This is a genomic window from Mesorhizobium sp. WSM3626 (assembly GCF_000513935.1).
Taxonomy (GTDB): Bacteria; Pseudomonadota; Alphaproteobacteria; order Rhizobiales; family Rhizobiaceae; genus Mesorhizobium; species Mesorhizobium salmacidum.
In genome coordinates, this window is record NZ_AZUY01000054.1 from 16784 (window position 1) to 39688 (window position 22905).

Consider the following 22905-nt stretch of genomic DNA (forward strand, 5'->3'; position numbering starts at 1 on the left):
TTGAGGTCACGAACGTGCTGCGGCGGCGAAATGAAGTTCGTTGCATGTTCGGTCATTTCGCCGCCTCCACTTTGTGCGCCCTTGTTTCTTTTTGCCGCTGCGCGGCGCCTGATCGGCAACACGCTGCCAATAGCGCACAAGCTCATCCTTCGAAGGCGAGACTGTATCGGGCAGCAGTTGCAATATGTTTTCCCGGAGGACGCCATGGTCCCTGTTCGCCACCCGTCGCCGCGAGGACGCCGGCGGCTTTGCCGGAATGGGTACGAGATCTTCGCGCAGACCCTTGAACACGGCCTCGCGCAACATGCCGCGATCAGTCACGCCGCTGAATTGCACCTCGGCCAGAACGTCGTACCCACGTGGCTTTCGGTTTATTGACAGGGTCCGACAATGGCGATTTGCCGATGACCAGCGGATCGAGCCGCTCGCGAACGCGCCGCGCCACCTCAAGGGTGTAACCGCTCTGAGCTTTCCCCGCATAAAGCAGCCGGCCGTCTCGCCTGCCGATATAGAGGGATGCGATACGGCGCGGCTGGGCGCCGAGCTTTTCGACGAAGGCCACGATCGGAAAGGTGTCGCTCTTAATGCATTTGTCGCAGGCGCTCTCGACGCTGCATCCGACCGCTTCGGCAAGCGCCAGAACCCTGCCGGCATAGATGTCGCCTTGGGCATTGTTGTCGGTGGTTGGCGACGAGCTGGACACCAGGCTTGGCAGCAAGCGCGTGGATTGCCGCCGCCGTGGCCGGCGACCAGCCGCCGGCTGTGCTGAGGTACACGGTGTCGGGACGAAGGTCTGCCAGGGCGGCGAGGCTCATCGCGTCGATGGCCGCTTCGGTGACGCAGAGGCGGAACGCCTCGGGTCGGCCGAACCGGAACAGCACCTTGGCGCCAGCCGTGGCAACGCCGCGCCAATGCGGTCCGCGTTCTTCCCAGCCGGTGACGGTTCCGTCCACATCCCTATGCGCGGCCCAGATGCTGCCATGCGGCCGCTCGCGCAGGAGACCGGCGGCGGTTGCGGCGCGCAGAATGGCGGGAAGATGACGACCGTCTCGCAGGTAGGTAGCACCCCGCCGATCCGCGCCACAGCTTGCGCCGGGCCTGCCAGCGATCCGCTATCGACATGTCGGGCTCCCGCTCACGGAAGCTGCGCTGCCAGACTGGCTCGGTGGCCACGAAACGGACGAGGTCGGCCACCTGATTCATCGTCTCGACGAAGGCACGCCCTTGAGATGCTCGAGCAGGCCGAAGACATCGCCCTTGGTCCGAGAGCGGGTCGAACCAGCCCTTGCCCTCATGGATGACAATGATGATCGATGCTTCCCGGCGGTATTTCATCGCCTTGCGCGTGCTTTCCTTGAGATCGAGGGCGAAGCCCACGTGTTCAAGCACTGCGGCGCAGGGCACCTTGTCCTTCAGCTCTTCAAGCTTTGCTTTTTCCATCTTCGTTCGCGCACCTTGTCGCGTTCCCAATTTTCGACTCCGCCCAATATTCTCTGGACAGGCACCGGAGGCCGCGAAGAGCAAGGCAGGCAAGGGCGCGGCCGGCGATCCGCATTCAGGCCGGGTTTGCACGGGAGCGAAGGCTGCGGCGCAGCTTCTTTGCCGGGCGCAGCGCGCAAGCGGCAGCAATCACCGTCGGCTTCGGCGGCACTCCTCCTCAGCAACCGCTGCACAAAGCGTGTCGTGTTTGTTTCCGCTGCGGCGACGCCACCCCAGCGGCCATCCTTGGCCCAGGGCGAGAACCCGGCCCTATCTCGCCCTGCCGGTGCTGGCGGGCAGCGCCGCCTTTGGAACAGGCGCGAGCCAGTCCGCCACGACTAGCGTGCCGGCATATTCTGAGTCCCTAATGGAACAAAGGGGGCCAAGACAGATTTGAAAGGTCCGTTGGCTTTGGAGTGGCGGATGGCTGGGCCCTCCGCGAGGTGCCGGCCGGCCTCCACCAAATAGGGCGCAGGTCACATGACGACAGGATTACAGCAATGAAACGTGTCCCCCTTATTCTGCTCAGTTTGGGTGCCATGATGATGCCCGCATCACTGCTCGGTGCTGAACAGTGGGAGGGCTTTGGGATCAAGCATCTCGGATTCGTATTCGATGTTCCTCCGGGGTTTGTGCTTGCCCAGCGCTCCGATCAAGGGGCAGCCTTTGAGGGCAAAAACAACGCGTTTCTCGCAGTCTGGGGGGCGCAACTCGGCAAAGCGAGCTTTCGCACCGAGATTGAGCATCGCATGGCGGTGAACGAGAACGACGGCTGGAAGGTGACCTATAAGCGAGTGACGCCGCAATGGGCCAGCTATTCAGGACTGAAAGACGGTCAGATCCTGTATGTCCGCGCCATCAAAATCTGCGGGGACAGAGCTGCATTGTTTACGGTCACGTATGCTCGCAACGAGAAGGTCCCTTATGATCCGCTTATCGTTCGCATGGTCAAATCACTCAAGGTCCAGAGCTGCTAGGCGGGTGCACGGCGCCAGCCGTTGCGGTGCTGGACGTCGGCGGCTCCCTTCGGTGGTCGGACCACACAGACCATAGCGAACCATCGTTTGCCCGTCCCGAACTGCGCAGCATCGACTTCTCGGCCGCTCCTGAAGCTCCAGCGGATCGGCTATGCGCGCCATGCGGCATCAAGCGATGCCGACGAAGGGCGCTGTGCCGGCCTTCTCTGAAGAAAGGAGCAGCCGTAGGAGCGTCATCCAAGGGGGCGGCGGTGCAGGCGCGACGCGGGACTGAATGCAACGACGAGACCGGTTAAGAGAGTAGCCTAAACAGCGTCAGCATAGCGCCGCCGGGGGCGGGACGCGGGGCAGACTCCCGCGAGGAGCGCGGTATGGATTGCTGGAAAGCTGCGCTGCGCTTTGATCTGACATCCAGCCGCTGCGTACGGCAGCTTCTGGGAACTCGCCCGGCTGGGCTTCGCTTACTAGGCAGAGGCGCGCTCTGATATGACCCCGAGAAGGTCTTGGAGCTCCCCCTTGGGCAGTGGCCTGGACAGCAGAAAGCCTTGTAGCTGGTCACAGCCGAGTTTGCGCAGATAATCGCATTGGCTCTCCGTCTCAACGCCTTCGGCAGTGGTACTAAGTCCGGTCGCACGGGCTAAGTTGATAATCGCCTGAACGATCGCCTGGTCACCATTGGAGCGGCCAAAGCCCTGCACGAAGCTGCGGTCGATCTTGATCCTGTCGACTTCCAACGTCTGCAGCCTTCCCAGAGAGGAGAATCCAGTGCCGAAATCGTCAAGTGCAAAGCGCACCCCGATGCTGCGCAGAGCCTCAATGTTGTTTCGGCATTCGGTCCTGCGCTCCGAGAGCGCGCTTTCGGTAACTTCGATTTCGAGCCGCCGCGGATCCATGTGCGTCTCCAACAAGATACTCGTCACCCTCATGGCGAAACTGGGATTGTTCAGCTGCAAGGCTGACACATTTACCGCCAAGGTCTCGATGGGCCAGTGCACCGCGTCAAGGCACGCCTGTCGGAGAACGAGTTCGCCAAGCGGTTCAATTAGCCCTGTTTCTTCCGACAGCGGTATAAACAAGTCTGGCGCAACCCAGCCCCTCTCCAGATCAGACCAGCGGGCCAGGGCTTCGACACCCGTCATCCTGTTTGTGTCGGCGGCGTATAGCGGCTGATAGTGGACCTGGATCTGGCCTGGCATTTCCAGCGCTTTGCGCAGGTCCTGTTCGAGGCCCTTACGCATGGCCAGCGTCAGGTCCATCTCGTGCCCAAAGAAGGCGTAGCTACTGCGGCCGCCGGCTTTGGCATGATAGAGTGCCACGTCCGCTTTCCGCACCAACTCGACCGCGTCCAACCCGTCCTTGGGTGCAACCGCCACCCCGACACTCACGCCGACAAAGACCTGCACCCCGGCGACTTCGAACGGCCGACGGGCAGACTCGATCAAACGCTCGCACAGCGTCCTGACCTCATCCTCGCCTGCGAGCGAACGCTTGATGATGATGAATTCATCGCCACCCAGACGCGCCACTGTGTCTGCTTCAGTCGTCAGCCGCCTTAGCCGGTCCGCGAACTCCCTAAGCAGCTCGTCACCGGCAGGATGGCCGAAGCTGTCATTAACCTGCTTGAAGCGATCGAGGTCGAGGTAAAGGATCGCCAGTTGCTCGTCTGTCGATGGCAAGCGCGCCAACGCATCGGCCAGACGCTCGTTGAACTGACCGCGATTGGGCAGCGCCGTAAGCAGATCGTTATGAGCGAGGTGGTAGATCCGATCCTCAGTCTCGATCAGCTTCAACGTCCGCCTACGAAAGGCAATCAGGGCCACGATAACGCCCGCCAGCACCAAGCCGAACAAGGCGCCCAGAACTGGAACCAGTTGGAAGAGGACAAATGCTCCGGGCCGGTAGGGCCGCCACACGAAGAAGCCGATAGGGCCAGATCGGTCGACAACGGGATAGGAAGCCTCTCCGGAAGCAACCTTGTCGGCCCAGGAGAACCGCGCGTCATCGAGCAGATAGTCTTGGCGCAAAGAAGTAAGAAGACTGCCGTCGAGATACCGAACGGCTACATGCAGGAATTCCTGACCTGGTATTTGTGCGATGTGGCCACTGTCGGAAACCACAGGCTTGATGCTGACGACTGCGGGGTGACCGGCGATAACGGCCATATCGGAAGCGCCTATGGTGAGCACCTGTTCCGTGACACCCTCGGTATCTCCCCGTTTCAGCCTGGCTCTGAGAGTCTGAACGAGAGGTGCGGTGGTCGCCTGTATGGAGCGGTAGCTGCCGGGGTCAACGATCGAACCGTCGGAGAACGCATAGACAGGCGCATTGTTCGCATCGAGAATATAAACCTCGTCATGGCCAAAGTAGGTGTGCATCCAGCTGCCGAGATTGGTATCGAGCCATTTCGCATCGCGGCTGCGCAACGCGTTAACGGCGTCGTCCCAAACCGTGACGCTCTCCTGGTCGTGCGCTACTGCGCTCTCCAGCTTGGATATGATCAGTCCAACCAGGCTTCTCTGCCGTGCAGCGGCAACGCGGTCAATCTGGATCGTGGACCAAAGCAGTAACCCGGCGGTGATCATTGCGATGAGCAGTGTCAGCCCGATGACCGGCAGAGCCGTTCTCAAGAGGAAGAGACGACGGGTTGGTTCGGCAAAATGTCGACGTAGTTTCATGAGACCGCTATAGTCGACGAAGACTTCTGGACCGTTAAAAGGCCTGCGCTTCAAGCGCAGCTGCGCGAGGTTGCCAAGCGGCTTGGGGTTCGCGGGCGCTGCATTGCGGCACCCAGACCCACCGAAAAGCTGCGGGTCGAATCCGTGCAAGGATCAATGAAGGGCGAGCTCAAGAGGGGCTAAGATCGTGCTGGACGACCTTCGACTGAGAAACTTGGCGCAGGCCTTTTCCGGACTGCCTTATGGAACGTTTCAGGGCGAAGCATGCATATCCGCGCATGTTGAGCCGGACTGGGGGCATTGGGCTGTTCGTCTCTTCTCCGCGGCGTATCGAGCCGCCTATGGCGCCCTCCCCTTGAGGCTTAAGTCTTAGGCCAGCAAGCCTGTAGCCCGGTAATATCGCCGCAACGGTCCTACCCTCGCTTTTCGGGGGCTCAAGCGGGAATATCTGAGCCTCCTGTGCGTTTCCTCGATGTACAAGAGGAGGCGATCTATCATGCAGAAATTGAGCTTCACCCGAGTCGCGCTGCTGGCTCTGCGGGCTTCAGCCGCATTGTTTGTGGTTGTTGCGCCCTATCAGCTCAGCTTTGTCGGCTCGGGCAAACTCCAGCCAGCCGCCGCCTATGCCAAGAGCGAGGGCGGTGGTGGTGGTGACGGCCATGGCGGCGACTCCGGATCTGGCGGCGACGGAGACCACGACGGCGCCTCAGGGTCTGGCGGCAGCTCAGGGCCCGGTGGCGGCGATGGCGCAGGCGGCGACGACAACGGTCATCATGGGCAGGAGCATGTGAATGCTGCAGGCGACAAGGTTGAAGTCTCGGATGACAAAACTGAAGTCACTCATCCCGATGGCACCAAGGAAGAGATCGAAAATGGCCGTCTCGAAGTGAAGGACGCGACAGGGCGGACGATCGTGGAGCGGGCCGCAACACCTCAGGATGTCGCGCGGCTGCGATCGCTGTAAGGACACGAGCCAGCCTGCACCAACCGCGCATCATGCCCCCTCGGCCGGACGGCGGAGGGGGCTTTCCTGCATCGCACTCGGCCTGAGTCCGTCACGCACGCTTCACGCAATCGGGACTGCGCAAGTGGCAACCGTTCAAAAAGGCTGTTTCGCAAATAGCTTTTGGCGCCGCTATCCGTCGTACAGAAGTGGCCGCCGCGCGGACCTGTGCAACAGTGGCCTGATCTGCAAGAGCATTCGGTCGGGTCGAGGCTCGGTGTCATGTCAAGGTCTTCGCCGCCCAATAACCCACAGCTTGGCCAGATCCAGCACCATGTCCTGCGGAACAACCTCTCTTGCTGGCGCTTACCGAACCATGGTTGCAGATGAACGTGCTGCCTTGGCAGCGTGAAATGCCGCCTTTGCGACCGCTGCACGGCGTATTGGCGGCTAGGGATGGTGGGGTCAGAATTGCCGCTAAGCAAATCCCAGCCAGATACCAGCCAACCGCCCCAAATGCCGCCCGCGCACCACACACTGGCGGTGTCACTGTTGATCCGCCACCGGTGCGTAGCGCATTAACGTCCTGCGGGATCCGACTACGCCGTCATCAATAGTTGCCGTTATAGTAACGGTCATCGCAAGGCGCGGTGTAAATTCGGCCGTAGCGATCCCGGTAGCGGCAGAGCTGATCCTCGGGACGTTGCGGGGTGGTTGCGGAGCCGACGACTGCTCCGAGCAGCGCGCCGCCGGCCGCGCCGATCACGGTGCTCTTGGTGTTTCCGCCAATGGCCTGGCCGACCAGGGCGCCGCCGGCGCCGCCGAGCAGAGCGCCAGTGGTCGCCCGCTGCTGGCCTTCCGTCTGCGTTTCGCAGCCTGCCAGGGCCGCCGTCATCAGGACGGCCAAAACCGCTTTCTTGAGTATCATCTGAGGAACCTCCTTGAGGCCGCGTGGGCCGATCGCGCCAAGTGCTGCGGCATTGCGGCGGAACCGCGGCAGGCTCTCTCACGATGTGAGACATGGTTTCTCGCTGGTTGAAGGCTTCATGGCGTGCTGCGAAGGCTGGCTCCTGCCCGACAGCTTGAGGTCGCCAAGCTTTTGGTCGCCATGAATAGTAACCTATAACTACGCGAAGATGGCCACAGCCTTGAGCTCACAGTCGCAGCTAGCCGACGCATCGAGCCCAGAATCGAGGTTCGCCCGCCTGACCGACGCGCAGTTGGCATCGTTGAAACGCCAGTTCGCCAGTCTGTGCAACCGGTTTCGAAACACAATGGAGCAGTATGGAATTCTGGCCCTGAGCTTGTCGCGGCACGCGGTATATCTCAAGGACCTGACTAAAAAATGTGCGCCCCGCTCGATCTCGCGCGGAAATTCCCCGCAGGCCCCTTTCAGAATTTTGAGGGCGACCGAGCCTAAACAACCAGATGGTTAGCCGCGTCGTTGACGTGGTGGCGCAGACAGTGTTCCTGGCCGGCGCCGATCCGGCCATTTTCCCAACAGCGGCGTTGCATCGTTCTCAATTGCCGAAGTGCCTTTTATTGGGATTAGTGACGGCTCTTCAGTCTTGCGCTTACGTCCAGTTTTCAGGGCCTCGATTTCCTCATCACGTCTCGCGATCCGGCTTTCCAAGTTTGCGATGCGCTCTGTCAAAAAGTAGCGGCCAACGATGAACCCTCCGCCTCCAAAAAGAACTGCGAAAGTCATGAAGGCTATAGGGTTGGCGATCACCAGAGCCGCATTGGTCTGGAAGAAGGTGATCAGATCGTGCATTTTGAACATCCTCTCAGTTCCGGGGAAGTCTGTGGATTTCCAATCTCACCGGGCCACCTCGGTCGCAATTCGTGCAGAGAAGCGCCCGCTCAACGGTAGTGAATAGCGCGTCCTTCCCGTATCGCCTGATCAGCGCAGCCGGCTTCACCTCGGCGTGATGAGAGCAAGTCTTGCACCACGCCCGCAGCTTGTGCCATTCGCGTAAGTCCCCGAGGGAGACGTCCAGACCGGCATGAATGCTTCCGTCGACAATTGCCTGTGGCGGGATCTTCACCTCCCCAGGCGTCAAGATTTTTTCCATGACATGCCGGCTGTTGTAGTGGATCAGCAGCATGCCGGGTCGACGGCGAATTGCAGCCTGCCAGGCGGCTTGGCTGACTGTCGCATCCGGGGACGTTGAAATCGTTTCGAGACGGGTCTTTTCCTCCCTGTCCCAGACTTCGATGCGGAAATTGTCCTCGGCCGTATTCGCCATCAGGTCCGTCCCCTGTGCCAGCCGCGAGAGAAGCCGTTGGAAACTGCCGCGCGCGAAAGCGCGAGTTCACGCTCGAGTTCAGTGTTCCTGGATAGAACGTGCAGCAGTGCGACTACGCAGTCGCAGCCCGCCGCAGCGATGGCCTGCTGCATCGCGGTTTCCAACTCCGACATAGCTTCGCCGCCCGGCGCGTTCTGGCGCTTTCCTATAGCCTTGCTCATATGTCTTTCAGGAATAAGGAATATATTCCTGTCTCGTCAAGGCCGCTCTTGACTTTTTGTTCTTATTTCGTTCACTGTTGACCAGATTAGCCGCGGGAGGCGAGTTATGAGGCTTCAGCTGGAAATCAAAGGCGCTTCGCCGGAAGAGAAGCAACGCGGCATCGAAGCGGCCAAGGCTGTCCTTGCCGCAGCGGGAATATCCGGGGAAGAGGCAGCGGATGGGATGGCCGCGCTTGAAAACTGGGACGATTCCATCTTTGACGACGATGAGGCACCCACGGACGACGAGGATGTAGCGGCGGCGATCTGGATGGACGCCAACAAGGCGGCAATCATGGCGTGCTGCGCTGACTGGCCAAGTGATGCGGTGCCGGAGACCTATCAATTCCTTGAATTGGTGGATTGATGTCCGACCACGGCCTGCCTTCCCAGAAAAAGCCGAAACTCATCGTTGTCGTGGCCTTCAACCGAGGCGAAGATGTCGAACTGTTCACGGCCTATGGCCCGACTGATCAGCAAAGCGAGGAGCGCGCGATCAGGATGGCCAAGGCGCTCGCTTCGACGCATGTCGGCGTGATCGCGTGGAGCCGAGATGCCAACCCTGCATTAGGCGATTACGGTGCGCCCACAACGCTGTTCGTCAGTGGCGATGTCCCAGACATGGAATAGGCGCCGCCGTGTCACGCGCTTTCGGGCCGCACAGTCTCCACGGAGAGCGCCCCGGCCGAAAGCGGCCGCAAGAGTTCGGCCTCGGGCTTCGTAAGGCCGAGCCAAGCCCGCCAATTTTCTGGCTTGAGCACGACCACCTGGCGATTGTGATATGGCGCAACGTCCGGCCCGGGATCGGTCGTGAGCATCGTAAAGGTCGACGGCTTGTTGCCGGCGCCCTCACGCCATAAGCCGGCAATCGCCATAAACGGAGCGCCGTTGAGCGAGAACCGATGTTTGGCCTTTGGATACTTGGCGCCAGTGAATTCGAAGAACGCAGACGCCGGAACCAGGCATCGGTTGCTGTTTGCGAATTGCCTGCCTTCCGAGCGGAAGTTGAACACCGGTCCGCCTTTCGGTCCGGATGGTGGGAACCCGAACGTCATCGATGCCAATTCTATGAGGTCGCCGGCAGCACGCATAATTGGAGCGGGGTCGTTGATGCGAATGTCGTCTGCCTGGCGTAGATCGAGTTCCGTCTGATGGTTCGGGATCTTCAACGCCAGCGAGGCCATCATCCGGCAATATTCGGCCCACAGGACGTGCTGCTCATAGTCATTGCACATGGGAGGTCCTTCGGCGTTCTTGCTGGAACAGAACGGAGACCTGGACACTTGACCGCGCCAGCATTGCTACGCCGACTTTCGGGTCTTGGCTTTGGCGCCCTTGATGCCTTCCTTGGCCAGGCTCTTGCGAAGAACCGAGGCCAGGTCGACGACATTCTCTTTTGGTGCCGGCACCGGCTTGGGCGGCGCCTTGCCTTTGCGCTTGGCATCGATCATGGCGATTAACGCGTCCTCGTATGTGTCTTCGAATTTTGACGGGTCGAACGTGGTGACTTTCTTGTCGATCAACAGGGCGGCTATCTCAAGAAGGTCTTCGTCGTATTTGTGGTTTTTCAAGCCATCAAACACGGTCTTTTCCGACGTCATCTCATTGTGAGCGCGCAATTCGGTCAGCAGCATCCCCCTCTGGAATGGTTGGATCAGCACCTCGCGCCCGCGCTGGTAGAGCACCACGCAAGAGCGCGCAGCCACGCGCTTGTTCGCCATCGCGTCGCGAAGAACGCAAAAGGCTTCGAGGGAGGCGCCGTCCGCCGGGATGAGGTAATAGGGCTTTTCCAGATATCGGGTGTCGATGTCTCCGATCGCGACAAATGAATCCACCTCGAGAGTGTGAGTCGATGTCAGCTTGAGTTTCTTGATCTCGTCAGGCTCGACCTTGATGAAATGGTCCTTGTCCACCTCATAACCCTTGACCTGGTCCTCACTCTCGACGACATCGCCGGTCTCTTCATCCACATAGGCACTTTTGACAGGCAGGCCATCTTCACGATTCAAAATCTTGAAATGGATTTTGGAGGCCTCGCTGGTCGCACCGACAATCTTCACGCCGCACGACACCGACCCGACCTTCAGGAAGCCCTTCCAAACCGCTCGTGGTGCCGCCATGACCTTGCTCCTTGTCTGCCCCGAATAAAGAACACACGAGGTCGTCACCCGTTCCGTCGGAGTATCCTGGCGGGCGCAGCTACTGGGTCGCCCGACAGCATTGCCCATCACCGGGAGATGCTGCGCGCCAGTAGCCGACCTCGTGCAGATTTGCCCGCTTCCACGGCATTGCCGATGACGCGGTCACCGGCTCGGCCAACCCTCATTCGTTGACTCAGCTTGGGCCAAAGCGTAAGCCGACGTTCCCGCCCACGTCCAGGGCGCATCGCTGACCATAAGGTTTGAAAAAATGGACGATAAATACGCCAACGCGCGCGAGCATTTTTTCGCAGCAGTTCGTACGCTGGCCGCCTCCTCCGACCCCATACAAACAAGATTGATAGAGGCAAACCTGAACGTATTGCACGTCACTCTCGATGAATTCGACGGTGACCGGGAGCTCAAGCTCAAGTTTGCCAGGATATTGGACCTACTGGCCGCCGACCAGGACAACATGGAAACGGTCGCCATCGAGACGACCGCTCACATGACGGACTTTGAAGCTGTGAAGGTCGCGGATTTGATCTGCGATTTTTACTACGAACTAACATAGCGTTCCGAGACCGATTTCCCCGGGCGGCTCAAAGGGTGCGTTGGTTTTCCATCCGCCAGGCAATTCAGCATTGGAGGGCGGCGCTTCGCGACGCCCATTGATCCCGAGCTCCGGATCGTACTCCGTTCTGGGTATCGACCTGGATGGCCTAGGCAGTCGCGGTGGACGGGACCGCGCGTTCCTGGAAGGAGGCGACGAACAGGCCCGGTTCGATCGCGCAAGCCACGATCAAAGCTACCAAGGGCAGTCGGTTCAGGAAGGCAAGGGCCGCGTTGCATATCCAGCAGCCCTGCCACTTGCACCCGCCGGCACACCACTAATCACTTCACGTGGTCCGCGTTGCGCGCATCATGGCTGCACTTGAGTGCTGGCGCCCGCAGTCGCATGGCCACGAGTTCGCCGCCGGCATCGGCAAGCGCTCCACGCCATTGTTTCAACTTTGAGCAAATGGCAGACCAACCATTGATGCGCTTTGTATCGGAGGGGACGACGGGTCGCTGCCCCCTTGCCGAGCATGTCGAACTGCTTCTGGATGCAAATGCCGAGGCCACGGCGTTTTCGAGGGCATCGATAGGCTGCTTGGTCCGGGTCGATTTTGCGCTCGCGGATGCGCCGCGCCCAGGCCGGTTTGTTGATGGTCAATGTTGCGATTCCTGTGTGAAAGCTGACGGCAATGTGCGGATGTTCAGCCGTGGCCATTGCCAATCTCGGCAGACGGCGCACTGTCGCCAGCATGGTGGCTGGGCACGTTGAAATGGTCCTGTTTGAGCAATCGATCGCCGACAGCGATGGCTTACAGCGACCATTTTCCGACAGGGTGGCCGATGCTGCGGATAAAACGGCGGGATCTGTTTTGTTCGATGTCCGCATCGACGGGGACGCCAATATTCAGCGGATGGCAGCAATAGGGTACGGTGAAGCGGATGCGGCTATAGTCGTGCTTGAGAAGAGCGGCCGCCTTAGGTGCGCGTCAATAAATGGTGATGCTTCTCCTTTCGTTGCGGAACTGGCTGCCTGGGAATCGTCTCCGTTGAGCGAGCATGTGCGCGCCGAGTACCGCGGCACCGCAATGATCCTGCTATCGAAACTTCGCAGTTCCGGACATTTCAACTAGTCAGCGATTCGGGACGCCCTCCAGCCACGGGGCGCGGGTGCACTGCGTGGTAAATGTTGTTTGATTTTGCTAGCCAGCAGTGCAGCTTGGTGTCGAAGTCAGAGGCAATTACAGATGAGGGCAAATTCGTCCCACCTTCGCCGAAGTTCACTGCCCTTAGTTGTCCACACTGCGGGCGCATTAGCAAAGCAGTTTTGGCTAGTCGCCTCCGCAAGCGAGATCGATAAGGACGAGACTCCAGACATCTGGACAAACAGATGGCAGAACATAAAATTGGATGCCTCTGAGCCAGAGCAGAAGCGCACAATTAAGGCGCGTCTTAGCCGGTTGTCGTAAGGACCGTTCCTTGAGCGAACGCAACTACCAACCGTTTGACGTCAGAAATTTTCACTTATCAGGCGTTACACTGCAACCATATTTCCATATGGAGTATGACAGGCTGTTGGCAGGCTTCGAGTGATGCGCCCGATCCCAATCCGGATCTTCACTCGGACCGGGCCAACTTGACGAGGGAGGTCTTGTTCTAGATGCGTCCCGAAGGAATAGCCGCACTGTTGCGACAGGCAGTCAAACACCGTTGCGTTCACTTGCGGGAAAAGGCAAAAACATCGACGCCGACATAGCAGCGCTCGTCAAGAAGGGATTGGACAAGCGCATCCAGAAGGCTCTCGACGTTGTTCGAGTGATGGGGCAACAACGCAGTGCTCAGGTCAGATTGACCTTAAGGACGATCGCGCCGCCCTACGCATGTTGTCGGGTCCACTTCCAAATGAGCGCCAGCGCGAGTAGCGCGCTGGTTGACAATGTTGGTTGGACGGCGCCAAGTCTCCAAGCTGCGACGGCGACTAGGCCACTGCTACACACCGTGTCGACCTCTGTGGCAGGCGCTCCATTCCAGCGAGGAGCCGGAAATGGCGTTCACAGTGATCTGGTACGGAAGGCAGGCGTCATTGACAAGGTGACCTTTGACGCTGAAAAGACGGCCAAAGATCACGCAATCGCCATGTTCCAGACCCGAAGGGTTGACGACGGCGTTGTATGCGTTGAAGTTCGCAAGGACAGCGGTACTGTCGTCTTCAGCCACGCCGAGAACTAGTCAGTAGGAGGCCGCTTCCGTGCCCGAAGATAGGCAAGTTCCCGCTTTATGAAAGGTTGATTGCGACGTTGCGCAGGAGCGCAACCGATTTTCGCATACCTTCCATCGGGGTCAGCATCATGTCCTCGTGCTCGATTGACAAGACATCGTCGTAGCCAACCTGCTTGAGCGCGGTACAGAACTGCCGCCACCAGGTCTCACCGTGACCGTATCCGAGTGTGATGTAATTCCAGGCCCGTTCGGCATAGAGGTTTGGTGGACGCGGATCTAGCGTGCCGTCGATGGCCGCGGTGATTGGCTCGATCCGGGTATCTTTGGCGTGCACATAGTAAATGGCCGAGCCGAGCGCTCGAATGGCGGCAATCGGATCCGCCCCCATCCACAGCGGATGACTGGGGTCATAGTTGGCGCCGACCGTTTCACCGACCGCGTCACGGAGCTTGAACAATGTCTGGACATTGTACACGGCCTGATGCCCATGCAGTTCCAGGCACAGTTTGTGAATGCCGAGGTTGTTTGAAAACGCGACGAGGTCGCGCCAGTAGGGAATTATCCGCTCTTCCCACTGATAACGCTGGATCTTGAGGCATTCCGGCGGCCAATCGGTGATGATCCAGTTCGGGTTAGCGTCACCTGGTCCGCCCGGCAGGCCCGACATCATGACTACACGATCGATCTCCATGAGGCCGGCCAGCCGAATGGTGTCCTGTGTCACGCTATGATGGACCTTCCCCTGCGGCCCCGGGTGCAGTGGATTGCCCGAGCAATTGAACGCTGCAATGGTCAGCCCGTGATCCCGGATCTTGGCAACGAATTCCTTGCGCGTGGCGGCGTTCGCCAGCATGGCCTGCAGGTCGATATGGGGCGCCGACGACCAGTTGCCGCAGGCAAACTCCAGTGTCTGAAGTCCAAGCTCGGCCGAGGCGCGCAGCATCTCGTCGAATGAGAGGTCGCCGAGGCTGTCCGTAATCATCCCGATCTTCATCTGGAAGCTCCTCGTTTCGATTGCACTAAAACCTGACGGTCTCGAACCTGCCCGACTTGGCGGAGGCAAGCGCTGCCTCGCACAGGATCATCGCTTTGCGGCCGTCGGTTGCTGTGACGTCGGGCCGTCGCCCTGTCTCGACGCAGATGATGAAATGATCGATCTCGGCAGCGTAGGACTCGGCATAACGCTCAACGAAGAAGTAGTAGGGCTTGTCGCGCGATATCGCCTTTGCGCCTGATAATTCCACCGATGTCGGGACCCTGTTGCCGGCCCGCAGCATCCCATCCGCGCCATGCACCTCGATGCGCTGGTCGTAGCCGTAGGCGGCCCTGACGCTGTTGTTGATGTGACATTGCCGGCCGGACGCCGTGCGCAGCACGAACATCGCGGTATCGTAGTCCCCCAGCTTGGCATATTGCGCCGCGACAAGTGACGACCCGGTCGCGAAGAGCTCCACCGGCTCCTCGCCCAACAGGTTTCGTGCCATGTCGAAGTCGTGGATGGTCATCTCCCGGAAGACGCCCCCTCCCCCGGCCAGCGCTTCCTCGGTTTCCGGTTCCGGATCCCGGCTGGTGATGATGACCTGTTCAACGGCGCCGATCTCGCCTTGCGCAAGGCGCGCCTTCAGCGCCCGAAAACTCGGGTCGAACCGACGGTTGAATCCGATCTGAAAGGGCACACCTGCCTTCTCGACAGCCGCCAGACATTGATCCGTACGCTTGAGATCAAGATCGATCGGCTTTTCACAGAAGATCGCCTTGCCCTTGGCGGCCGCGGCCATGGCCAGGTCCGCATGCGTTCTCGTTGCCGAAGCGATGAACACCATGCGGATCGACGGGTCGTTCATCGCGGTCTGAGTGTCGGCGATCTCGGCTCCCGTCAGGGTCGCGGCCTTCGATGCGGCCTCGGTGTTTGGATCGACGATATAGCGCAGGCGCACCCGNGGATGGCGCGCCAAGTTGGCTGCATGCACCTGGCCGATAAGGCCCGCTCCGAATAGACAGACATCGATCATGCGCCTGATTTCCTTGAAAGGCCGCGTGGTGTCGCGCGGCCTTGAGCGTGGCCGGGACGGCGACTTGATTGAGGTGAGTGGCTGCCCAGCCGGGTCGTCATTTGACGGCTCCCATGGTCAGCCCGCGAACCAGATGGCGCTGCACCAGAAGCGCGAAGAAGACGATCGGCAGCGCGCCGATGACGCCGGCCGCCGACATCGAGGCCCAGTCGGTGTCGATGCGGCCGATCAGCGTGGCGGTGCCGCGCGGCATCGTCATCGCCCGCGGTGTGGCCGTCAGCGCCAGCGCGAACAGGAATTCGTTGAAAGTGACAAGCACGGCAAAGATGGCGGTCGCCGCGAGGCCGGGTGCTGCCAGCGGGAGGGTGATGCGCCGGAACGCACCGAAACGGGAATCGCCATCGACCATGGCGGCTTCCTCGAGATCCACGGGGATTTCCCGAAAGAAGCTCTCCATCATCCAGACGCAGAAGGTGATGTTGAAGGCGGTGTAGGTGGCGATTAAACCCAACCAGCTGTCGAGCAGGCCGAGCTTGAGCATCAGTAGATAAACCGGGATCAGGATGACGACCGGGGGCACGATGCGCAGCGTCAGCAGGAACAGGCCGACCTTGCGCTCCATCACGAAAGGCAGGCGAAAGCGGGCGATCGCATAGGCGCCCATGGCGCCGGCGACCAGGGCAATCACCACGGAGAAGAACGTCACCACCAGCGAGTTGGTCAGATAGGCGCCGAACTGCTTTTCGGTGAACAGCCTGATATAATTGTCCAGTGTCGGGACGTGCGGATAGAGCGTGCCTTCCTGGGTGATCTCGCGATTGGACTTCAGCGAGGTCGAGACAAGCCAGTAGATGGGCAAGAGCACGACGGCCAGCACCGCGCTCATTACCCCGATGCGGGCCAGAGGACTGTTCATGATGCGTCGACCCTGCGCAAAAGCCGCACGGCGCTAAAGGCCAGGGCAAGCACAACGAGACCGATGGTGACGAAAAGTGCTGCCGCATAGCCCGTCTGCTGGAACTTGAAGGCAGTGTCGTAGCCATAAATCGAGACCAGCCGCGTCGCCTCGCCCGGTCCGCCCCGGGTGAGCACGAACACCTGGTCGAACGTGCCGAAGGCGTCGATCGTTCGAAGCACGATGGCTATCGCCAGCACGGGCCGCATCATCGGAAAGGTCAGGTCGGCAAACACCCGCCAGTTGCCGGCGCCGTCGACGCGGGCAGCCTCGAAAGGTTCGTGCGGCAGCGACTGCAGGCCGGCCAGCAGGATCAGGAACATCAGCGGCGTCCATTCCCAGACATCGAGAACGACGAGGCCGATGAAGGCCTTGACGGGGCTGCCGAGGATCTGCACCTGGCCGGCACCCATCCACTCGGAGATTGCCGTCAGCATGCCGGCATCGCTGGCATAAATCAGCCGGAAGACGATGGCGACCACGACCGGCGTGATCACCATCGGGATGATCAGGATGGTTCTCAGCAGACGGATGCCGCGAAATTCCCGCAGGCAAAACAGCGCCAGGGCAAAGCCCAGGATTGCCTCGAAGGTGACCGAGAGGGCGACGAATTTCACCGTCACCCACAGCGCGTTCAGAAACTGCGGATCGCTCCACAGCTGGATGTAGTTCTGCATTCCGACATCCGCTACGACCGAGCCGTAGCGATAGGCCTTGGTGCTGGCGCGCAGACCGTCCCACAAGGGATAGACGAGCACGCCAAGCACGATCAGCAGGCCTGGCGCCAGCATGAGATAAGGGAGGGCGAGGTCGAGCCCCGCCCCCTGCAGACGGTATTTGCGCCTCTGCGTCCCGCCGTTTGCCATCAATAGTAGCCGACCGAAGACAGGTATTCCTTGACCTGCTTGGCGGCATTGTCCAATGCGGCCCCGCCACCCGAGCCAGCCTGCAGCGCCTTGTTGAGCTCGATGCCGAGCAGTTCCTCGACCTTGGCCCAGTCTGGGGTGCGCGGCCTGGGCAGCGCGCCAGCGTCGAGCTGCTGCAGAGCAACCGGGATCAGGCGGTTGCCGGGCTTGGCAATGCCGAAGGCGCTGCGCTTGACCGGAATGGAGCCTGCTTCCGACAGCTTGGCCTGGATATCGGCGCTGACATACCATTTCAGGAACTCGACCGAGTTGGCTTTGTTGGGTGCCGATTTCGGAATGCCGGCAATAAAGATGCCCATCTGGGCTATCGCCGCTGTCTGCTTCGGCACGACGCCGAAATCGAGCTTGCCAGCGACCTTGGTCTGTGTGGGATCGTCCGCCTTCAGCGCATTGCCGGAATACTGAATGATAGCGCCTGCTTCGCCGCCGAGGATCGCTGCACCTTCCTGGTCCGAGTCGAACTCGACGACGCCGTTCGGCGCGTTCTGCTTCATGGTGCCGACGAAGAATTCTGCGGAGGCCTTGCCTTCGGCGGAATTGAAGACCGGGTTCCATTTGTCGTCGAAGAAGGATCCGCCAAACGACAGGAAGACCGGATACCAGCTGGTCACGATCGGATTTCCGGAAACGCCGCGGAACACGACCGGATATTTGATCTTGCCCGCCGCCACGCCTTCCTTGCCCTTGGCGATGACCTCGTCCCAGGTCTTCGGCGCACCGCTCGTGTAGACATCGTTGCGGTAGGTCAGGGTCTGCAGATCGCCGACGAACGGCACACAGATCAGCGTCGGCGTGGCGGTTTCGAAGCCTTTCACGCGTGCGCCCTTCTGCGGCGGCCAGTAGCCCATGTCGATCATCGAGCCGATCCAATCCTTGTCACCGCCGTCGATGCCGGCCGCTCCAAGATCCTCGAGCACATTGGCGGCGCCGAACTGCGGGACCCATGGATCGTCCAGAAGGTAGAGGTCGTACTGGCCGGCGCTGTTCTTTGCGTCGGCGAACCACTTCTCCAGCGTCACGCCATATTCATCCTCGAGGAATTCGATGTCGAAGCCGGCATCCTTGGCCAGCGGGATGATCTTCTGTTTGAACGGCGTCAGGCCGCCATCGGCGAAAGCGCCGATGATCACCTTCTTGCCGGCCGCCCTGGCCGGGACAGGCAGGCCGAGTGCGGTAAGGGCGGTGCTGGCAAGCGCCAAACCAAGTCCTCCCTTGAGCACGGTGCGGCGAGTAAGTCTGCTTCTGCTGGACTGCGTCATTTCACTCTCCATCACTGTTGACCCTGTGGACGGCCGTGAGGCCGGCCGAATTGAAGAAGCACGCGTTCGACACATCAAAAGTGACCGCGATATTGGCGCCCACCGCGCCCCTGAAGTCGCGGCCAGCGCGGACCGAGACATTGCCGCCGCCGATGCGAACATTGACCAACGTCTCGTTGCCCATCGGTTCGACAACGTAGATCTCACCAGGCAGCGCGTTGGGCGCGCCCGGTGCCGAAACGCTCATGTCTTCCGGCCGCAGCCCGATCTCGATCACTTGCGCCACACGGCATGCCGCCAGTCGAGCAGCGGGGATCGAAACCAGCGTTCCACCGATCGCGATGCCTTGTTCGGCAAGCGCGACCGGAAGGATGTTCATCGGCGGATTGCCGACGAAGGTGGCCACGAAACGGTTCGCTGGGCGATCGTAGATATCGCCCGGCGGCGCCATCTGCTGCAGCTCCCCGGCGTGCATCACCGCGACGAAGTCCGCCATGGTCAAAGCCTCGACCTGGTCGTGGGTGACATAGAGGGTGGTTGCGCCGAGCCGCTGACAAAGCCGCTTGATCTCGCCGCGCATGGTCAGGCGCAACCTTGCGTCCAGGTTCGACAGCGGCTCGTCCATGAGGAAGGCCGCCGGATCGCGGACGATGGCACGCGCAAGCGCCACGCGTTGCCTCTGGCCGCCCGAGAGCTGGCGCGGCCGGCGATCGAGCAGATGGCTGATTTCGAGGACCGCGGCGACCTCGGCGATCTTGGTGCGGCGCTCGCCGTCAGGCATGCTGCGTATCCACAAGGGATAGCCGATGTTCTCGCCAACCGTCATCTGGGGGTAGAGCGCATAGCTCTGGAAGACCATGGCGATGTCGCGGTCGCGCGGCTGCAGCCGGGTGACCTCACGCTCCCCGATGAAGAGCTTGCCGGCGCTCGGCATGTCGAGACCGGCCAGGATGCGCAACGCCGTCGTCTTGCCGCAACCCGAAGGACCGAGCAGGGCCAGGAACATGTGGTCGGGGACAGCAAGGTCTAGCGAGCGCAAGACGTTCAGCGCGCCGTAGTTCTTGACCACACCTTGGTACAGGACAGAACTCATTGCCGCTCCCCAGCGCCCCGAAGGGTATCAGCTCTCCCGTTCCTTGACCTCGAAACCGGCCTTGAGGGCCAGGTCGCGCAAGTTGCGATAGCCCATCGTCGCATAAGTAAGCGGGTGGGCCTTGCCCGGATCCTGTTCGGCCTCGACCACCAGCCAGCCGGCATAGCCATTGTCGGCCAGCACCCGCAAAAGCGTCAAATAGTCAATGGACCCATCTCCTGGCACGGTGAAGATGCCTTCCATCACCGCGCCCATGAAGCTCATATCCAGGGCGCGAGCGCGCTTCAGCACATCCGGTCGCACATCCTTGCAGTGCACGTGGACGACGCGGCCGACATGACGCTGCAGCAACGTCTCGGGATCGCCGCCGGAAAACAGGCAGTGGCCGGTGTCATAGAGGAGGCCAACGGCTTGCCCTGAACCGCCCATCAGCCTGCCGATCTCGTGATCCGTCTCGACGATGGTTCCCATGTGATGGTGAAACGCCATGCCGACGCCGAAATCCGCAAACCGTTCGGCCAGTCGCGTTATCTTGTTGCCGTAGGACTTCCACTCGCCGTCGGCAAGCTTGGGACGCTGCGAGATCGGATCGTGAATGGCGCCATGGCGGCCTCGCGACGTATCGGCGTAGACGACGTGCTTGGCGCCGAGGTCGCGCAGCAGCGTCAGATGCGGCAGGATGGCGTCGAACTCCTCTTCGACCTCCTTTTCGCAGATCCGGCCATCGTACCAGCCGGAGACCAGCTTAAGGCCATGGGTTGCGAGAACAGCAGCCAGCACCTTGCTGGCACGCGGGAACTTGCCGCCGAGTTCCGTTCCCGCATAGCCGGCTTCGGCCGTTTCGGAAAGGCAGACCTCGAGTGGCGTATCCCCGCCCAGCTCAGGCACGTCGTCGTTGCTCCATGTGATCGGATTTATGCCTATGCGGACAGCCATCATCGCTCCTCATCGGGCAGGCCATGCCATTGCTGGCGGCGCCTCATCCGAACCAATCATGTCGGTGAAGGCGTTCCGCTTGTGGTCTGTCTGGCCAGTCGTTCCTCTTTCTTTTCATTTAAGCGCCGATCTGTCTCCATCGCGAGAGCCAGTTTGACGGGAAGTGAAGGTGCCAGTTTCAATTGGCGCGGCGCTCGCCTAAGCTCGGTCCGCTCTCATGCCGCGAGGCTTTTGCGATGCAGATATCAAGGCGACGGCGCCAAGCCTTTCCGATGGACGCGCTGATTATCGAGCGGACAATCGATGAACCGATCCATCGCCAGCTCTATCGGCAGATTGCGGCCATGATCCGTGGGCGTCGTCTGGCGCCGGGATCGGAATTGCCATCGACGCGCGCGCTGGCTGAGGATCTGGGCCTCGCCCGCAACACTATCGTCGGTGCGTATGACCAGTTGGCGACGGAAGGCTATCTTGCAAGCCGGCAGGGCGCGCGCCCGGTGGTCATCGACCTGCCCGTAAACTCCACCGATCTAGGCAGCAAACCCAGGGCCACGGCAATCCATCGCCCGCTTTCCAGGCGCGGCGAGAGCCTGATGCAGCAACCCTTCCATCACGGATCGCCGGGACGCTTTGCCTTTCATCCGGGCATGCCGGACCCGCAAAACTTCCCGTTTGGCGTCTGGGGCAGGCTGCTCGCACGCCGGGCAACGTTTGGCGCTGATATGTTGTTCGGTACATATCATGTGACCGGCCTGCCGGCGCTCAAGGAGGCGATCGCCGGCTACCTGACCTCGGCCAGGGGGGTACGGTGTTCTCCCGAACAGATCGTCGTGACAACGGGAGCGCAGGCGGCGTTCGATCTGCTGGCGCGTCTGCTGCTCGATCCGGGCGACACGGTCTGGCTGGAGGAACCGGGCTATTACGCGGCCAAGGCGACTTTCACGGTCGCTGGCGCCAATATTGTGCCGCTTGCCGTCGACCGCGACGGCTGGCAGATGAGCCAGCCCGAGGTTTCACCGCGCCTGATCTATGTGACGCCCGCCTGCCAGCATCCCTTGGGGATAACGATGCGCATGGACCAGCGGCTGCGGCTATTCGAAATCGCCGAGCGCAACAATTCCTGGATCATCGAGGATGACTTCGACGGCGAGTACAGATTTCAGGGAAGGCCGGTCCCCGCCATACAGAGCATGGATTACGCTGACCGGGTCATCTATGTCGGCACCTTTGCCAAGTTGCTGTTTCCGGCGCTCAGGCTGGGGTTCATGGTCTTGCCCGCAGCCTTGTGCAAGGGCATTCCGCATGCGCTGAGCACCACCGGGCAATTCGCACCCCTGGTGCTTCAGGCGGCGCTAGCCGATTTCATCGATGAAGGTCACATGAGCCGCCACCTCAAGCGCATGCGCCGCATTTACGCCGAGCGACGCAAGTTTTTCTACGAATTGTGCGAGACCGAACTGGCCGATCACATCACTCTTTCGGCGGCGGAAGCCGGTATCCAGGTCGTTGCCTCGCTTCACGAACGCTGTGACGATCGGGCGGTCGTGCATTGTGCCGACAAACTCGGTGTCAACGCATCGCCGCTGTCGAAATATTACTGGTCATCCTCCGGCAATGGCCTGGTGCTTGGCTATGCCGCCTGCAACAAGGCCGAGAGCGAGGCGGGAATCCGACGTCTACGCCAGGCCATCGAGCATGTACGGACCTTGCCGTGAGCCCGTCTGCCCGCGATGAAGTGGTGGTTGGCGCCGCCAGACTGCCGCCGGTGTTTCGGTCAAGTGTTGCCAACTACTCGGTGCTAACTACGTCCGATTTATTCTGAAGGGTGAAACATCCGGAAATGGGGCGGACTGAATGGCAGGCCCGAGGATTTACAAGGGTGTTGAGACTTGCCGCTTCGCTTCGGTCCACCGTTGCCGATCCGCTGCACAGCGTGCTCCGCTATGCACCGAATTTGCTGCTCCCTTGGAGCAGCTGTGCAACCGGCTCGACCCTACAGGCGAAGGTTAGTTGGGCAGCTATCGGCCAATGTTGAAAAAGCTGTCCTAACGTTCGCCGACCAGAATACCGCCGATGGCTCCAGCTCTGTTTTTACACCATCACAGTTGGGGACTACACACCTAGGGCGTAGTGACGATTTAACTACCTGAGCCAGATAGCGATAGCGGCAAGTTTGACAAAGCCCATGAAGTTGGCGAGCAACTTGTCGTATCGTGTTGCGACGCGGC

The 22905-nt window shown here is 60.6% G+C and carries 24 protein-coding genes and 2 pseudogenes; 8 read left to right on the forward strand and 18 right to left on the reverse strand.

What is annotated here, in order from left to right; all coding sequences use genetic code 11:
* Positions 1-105 precede the first annotated feature (105 nt).
* From M653_RS1000000136185 to M653_RS1000000138280, 3 genes and pseudogenes are all read right to left on the reverse strand, one after another.
* A pseudogene (locus M653_RS1000000136185) lies at positions 106-592 on the reverse strand (DNA ligase D); the annotation flags it as partial.
* Entirely contained in the window at positions 582-1055 is a 474-nt protein-coding gene (locus M653_RS1000000138275) for a DUF3991 and TOPRIM domain-containing protein (protein ID WP_348626255.1), read from the reverse strand. The gene M653_RS1000000138275 and the pseudogene M653_RS1000000136185, both read right to left, overlap by 11 nt.
* Entirely contained in the window at positions 958-1440 is a 483-nt protein-coding gene (locus M653_RS1000000138280) for a hypothetical protein (RefSeq protein WP_051442834.1), read from the reverse strand. Before M653_RS1000000138280 ends, M653_RS1000000138275 begins: the two co-directional genes overlap by 98 nt.
* A 539-nt stretch (positions 1441-1979) precedes the next feature.
* Here M653_RS1000000138280 and M653_RS0126935 point away from each other — a divergent pair.
* Positions 1980-2456: a hypothetical protein gene (locus M653_RS0126935; RefSeq protein ID WP_027146099.1), complete on the forward strand. Its 477-nt coding sequence runs from the start codon at positions 1980-1982 to the stop codon at positions 2454-2456.
* A 464-nt stretch (positions 2457-2920) separates the two neighbouring features.
* Here the strand turns inward: M653_RS0126935 and M653_RS0126940 are convergent, their stop codons facing one another.
* Entirely contained in the window at positions 2921-5131 is a 2211-nt protein-coding gene (locus M653_RS0126940; RefSeq protein ID WP_032936242.1) for an EAL domain-containing protein, read from the reverse strand.
* Positions 5132-5627: 496 nt separating this feature from the next.
* Between M653_RS0126940 and M653_RS0126945 the strand changes: the two genes are divergently transcribed.
* Complete coding sequence (locus M653_RS0126945; protein WP_051442835.1) at positions 5628-6095, forward strand: hypothetical protein; 468 nt, start codon at positions 5628-5630, stop codon at positions 6093-6095.
* Positions 6096-6684: 589 nt separating this feature from the next.
* On the opposite strand, the gene M653_RS0126950 is transcribed toward M653_RS0126945, so the two are convergent.
* The 3 genes from M653_RS0126950 to M653_RS0126965 form a co-directional block, all read right to left on the reverse strand.
* Positions 6685-7002, reverse strand: coding sequence for a YMGG-like glycine zipper-containing protein (locus M653_RS0126950; protein ID WP_027146102.1), 318 nt, complete (start codon positions 7000-7002; stop codon positions 6685-6687).
* 504 nt (positions 7003-7506) lie between these two features.
* Positions 7507-7848, reverse strand: a complete 342-nt coding sequence (locus M653_RS0126960) for a hypothetical protein (RefSeq protein WP_027146104.1) — start codon at positions 7846-7848, stop codon at positions 7507-7509.
* A 13-nt stretch (positions 7849-7861) separates the two neighbouring features.
* Positions 7862-8323 (reverse strand): hypothetical protein, encoded by a 462-nt coding sequence (locus M653_RS0126965; RefSeq protein WP_027146105.1) that lies wholly within the window; start codon positions 8321-8323, stop codon positions 7862-7864.
* A 327-nt stretch (positions 8324-8650) separates the two neighbouring features.
* On the opposite strand from M653_RS0126965, the gene M653_RS0126975 reads away from it, so the two are divergent.
* Both M653_RS0126975 and M653_RS0126980 read left to right on the forward strand, forming a co-directional pair.
* Complete coding sequence (locus tag M653_RS0126975; RefSeq protein WP_027146107.1) at positions 8651-8950, forward strand: hypothetical protein; 300 nt, start codon at positions 8651-8653, stop codon at positions 8948-8950.
* A complete protein-coding gene (locus tag M653_RS0126980; protein ID WP_027146108.1) occupies positions 8950-9213 on the forward strand; it encodes a hypothetical protein in 264 nt (87 codons plus the stop codon). Before M653_RS0126975 ends, M653_RS0126980 begins: the two co-directional genes overlap by 1 nt.
* An 11-nt stretch (positions 9214-9224) precedes the next feature.
* Here M653_RS0126980 and M653_RS0126985 read toward each other — a convergent pair whose 3' ends face one another.
* The gene (locus M653_RS0126985; RefSeq protein WP_027146109.1) at positions 9225-9818 is read right to left on the reverse strand and encodes an SOS response-associated peptidase family protein; all 594 of its coding nucleotides are present in this window, start codon (positions 9816-9818) and stop codon (positions 9225-9227) included.
* Between the two features lie 66 nt (positions 9819-9884).
* A complete protein-coding gene (locus M653_RS0126990; protein ID WP_027146110.1) occupies positions 9885-10703 on the reverse strand; it encodes a Ku protein in 819 nt (272 codons plus the stop codon).
* A 289-nt stretch (positions 10704-10992) separates the two neighbouring features.
* Here M653_RS0126990 and M653_RS0126995 point away from each other — a divergent pair, with 289 nt between their 5' ends.
* A complete protein-coding gene (locus M653_RS0126995) occupies positions 10993-11295 on the forward strand; it encodes a hypothetical protein (RefSeq protein WP_027146111.1) in 303 nt (100 codons plus the stop codon).
* A 348-nt stretch (positions 11296-11643) separates the two neighbouring features.
* On the opposite strand, the gene M653_RS1000000137050 is transcribed toward M653_RS0126995, so the two are convergent.
* Positions 11644-11994 (reverse strand): hypothetical protein, encoded by a 351-nt coding sequence (locus M653_RS1000000137050; protein WP_156938295.1) that lies wholly within the window; start codon positions 11992-11994, stop codon positions 11644-11646.
* Here M653_RS1000000137050 and M653_RS0127000 point away from each other — a divergent pair.
* Positions 11987-12409, forward strand: coding sequence for a hypothetical protein (locus M653_RS0127000; protein ID WP_245262376.1), 423 nt, complete (start codon positions 11987-11989; stop codon positions 12407-12409). The two genes, M653_RS1000000137050 and M653_RS0127000, sit on opposite strands and share 8 nt — an antisense overlap.
* Before the next feature lie 577 nt (positions 12410-12986).
* On the forward strand, positions 12987-13505 hold the full coding sequence (locus tag M653_RS01000000133700) for a hypothetical protein (protein WP_156938296.1): 519 nt from the start codon (positions 12987-12989) through the stop codon (positions 13503-13505).
* Between the two features lie 46 nt (positions 13506-13551).
* On the opposite strand, the gene M653_RS0127015 is transcribed toward M653_RS01000000133700, so the two are convergent.
* The 7 genes from M653_RS0127015 to iolE all read right to left on the reverse strand — a co-directional run bounded on the left by M653_RS0127015 (position 13552) and on the right by iolE (position 20677).
* Entirely contained in the window at positions 13552-14490 is a 939-nt protein-coding gene (locus tag M653_RS0127015; RefSeq protein ID WP_027146114.1) for a sugar phosphate isomerase/epimerase, read from the reverse strand.
* Positions 14491-14515: 25 nt separating this feature from the next.
* A complete protein-coding gene (gene iolG / locus M653_RS0127020) occupies positions 14516-15508 on the reverse strand; it encodes an inositol 2-dehydrogenase (protein WP_027146115.1) in 993 nt (330 codons plus the stop codon).
* 97 nt (positions 15509-15605) lie between these two features.
* On the reverse strand, positions 15606-16424 hold the full coding sequence (locus tag M653_RS0127025; protein ID WP_084636919.1) for a carbohydrate ABC transporter permease: 819 nt from the start codon (positions 16422-16424) through the stop codon (positions 15606-15608).
* Entirely contained in the window at positions 16421-17329 is a 909-nt protein-coding gene (locus M653_RS0127030) for a sugar ABC transporter permease (RefSeq protein ID WP_032936224.1), read from the reverse strand. The genes M653_RS0127025 and M653_RS0127030 overlap by 4 nt, the downstream gene beginning before the upstream one ends.
* Positions 17329-18648: an extracellular solute-binding protein gene (locus M653_RS0127035; protein ID WP_198028845.1), complete on the reverse strand. Its 1320-nt coding sequence runs from the start codon at positions 18646-18648 to the stop codon at positions 17329-17331. Before M653_RS0127035 ends, M653_RS0127030 begins: the two co-directional genes overlap by 1 nt.
* Position 18649: 1 nt before the next feature.
* The gene (locus tag M653_RS0127040; RefSeq protein WP_027146119.1) at positions 18650-19741 is read right to left on the reverse strand and encodes an ABC transporter ATP-binding protein; all 1092 of its coding nucleotides are present in this window, start codon (positions 19739-19741) and stop codon (positions 18650-18652) included.
* A 27-nt stretch (positions 19742-19768) separates the two neighbouring features.
* Positions 19769-20677, reverse strand: a complete 909-nt coding sequence (gene iolE / locus M653_RS0127045) for a myo-inosose-2 dehydratase (RefSeq protein ID WP_027146120.1) — start codon at positions 20675-20677, stop codon at positions 19769-19771.
* A 272-nt stretch (positions 20678-20949) separates the two neighbouring features.
* Between iolE and M653_RS0127050 the strand changes: the two genes are divergently transcribed.
* Complete coding sequence (locus M653_RS0127050) at positions 20950-22392, forward strand: PLP-dependent aminotransferase family protein (RefSeq protein WP_245262377.1); 1443 nt, start codon at positions 20950-20952, stop codon at positions 22390-22392.
* Between the two features lie 427 nt (positions 22393-22819).
* Here the strand turns inward: M653_RS0127050 and M653_RS1000000136200 are convergent.
* Positions 22820-22905: pseudogene (locus M653_RS1000000136200) on the reverse strand (IS5/IS1182 family transposase); the annotation flags it as partial.

Excerpts from the sequence above, each read along its gene's own strand:
- M653_RS1000000137050 (WP_156938295.1), bottom strand. The coding sequence starts at position 11,994 with ATGGCCACGGCTGAACATCCGCACATTGCCGTCAGCTTTCACACAGGA.
- M653_RS0126965 (WP_027146105.1), bottom strand. The coding sequence starts at position 8,323 with ATGGCGAATACGGCCGAGGACAATTTCCGCATCGAAGTCTGGGACAGG.
- iolE (WP_027146120.1), bottom strand. The coding sequence starts at position 20,677 with ATGGCTGTCCGCATAGGCATAAATCCGATCACATGGAGCAACGACGAC.
- M653_RS0126940 (WP_032936242.1), bottom strand. The coding sequence starts at position 5,131 with ATGAAACTACGTCGACATTTTGCCGAACCAACCCGTCGTCTCTTCCTC.
- M653_RS0127050 (WP_245262377.1), top strand. The coding sequence starts at position 20,950 with ATGGACGCGCTGATTATCGAGCGGACAATCGATGAACCGATCCATCGC.
- M653_RS0126975 (WP_027146107.1), top strand. The coding sequence starts at position 8,651 with ATGAGGCTTCAGCTGGAAATCAAAGGCGCTTCGCCGGAAGAGAAGCAA.
- M653_RS0126950 (WP_027146102.1), bottom strand. The coding sequence starts at position 7,002 with ATGATACTCAAGAAAGCGGTTTTGGCCGTCCTGATGACGGCGGCCCTG.
- M653_RS0126995 (WP_027146111.1), top strand. The coding sequence starts at position 10,993 with ATGGACGATAAATACGCCAACGCGCGCGAGCATTTTTTCGCAGCAGTT.
- M653_RS0127030 (WP_032936224.1), bottom strand. The coding sequence starts at position 17,329 with ATGGCAAACGGCGGGACGCAGAGGCGCAAATACCGTCTGCAGGGGGCG.
- M653_RS0126945 (WP_051442835.1), top strand. The coding sequence starts at position 5,628 with ATGCAGAAATTGAGCTTCACCCGAGTCGCGCTGCTGGCTCTGCGGGCT.
- M653_RS0126990 (WP_027146110.1), bottom strand. The coding sequence starts at position 10,703 with ATGGCGGCACCACGAGCGGTTTGGAAGGGCTTCCTGAAGGTCGGGTCG.
- M653_RS0127025 (WP_084636919.1), bottom strand. The coding sequence starts at position 16,424 with ATGAACAGTCCTCTGGCCCGCATCGGGGTAATGAGCGCGGTGCTGGCC.
- M653_RS0126935 (WP_027146099.1), top strand. The coding sequence starts at position 1,980 with ATGAAACGTGTCCCCCTTATTCTGCTCAGTTTGGGTGCCATGATGATG.
- M653_RS0126985 (WP_027146109.1), bottom strand. The coding sequence starts at position 9,818 with ATGTGCAATGACTATGAGCAGCACGTCCTGTGGGCCGAATATTGCCGG.
- M653_RS0127040 (WP_027146119.1), bottom strand. The coding sequence starts at position 19,741 with ATGAGTTCTGTCCTGTACCAAGGTGTGGTCAAGAACTACGGCGCGCTG.
- M653_RS0126980 (WP_027146108.1), top strand. The coding sequence starts at position 8,950 with ATGTCCGACCACGGCCTGCCTTCCCAGAAAAAGCCGAAACTCATCGTT.
- M653_RS0127015 (WP_027146114.1), bottom strand. The coding sequence starts at position 14,490 with ATGAAGATCGGGATGATTACGGACAGCCTCGGCGACCTCTCATTCGAC.
- M653_RS0126960 (WP_027146104.1), bottom strand. The coding sequence starts at position 7,848 with ATGCACGATCTGATCACCTTCTTCCAGACCAATGCGGCTCTGGTGATC.
- M653_RS0127035 (WP_198028845.1), bottom strand. The coding sequence starts at position 18,648 with ATGACGCAGTCCAGCAGAAGCAGACTTACTCGCCGCACCGTGCTCAAG.
- M653_RS1000000138280 (WP_051442834.1), bottom strand. The coding sequence starts at position 1,440 with ATGGAAAAAGCAAAGCTTGAAGAGCTGAAGGACAAGGTGCCCTGCGCC.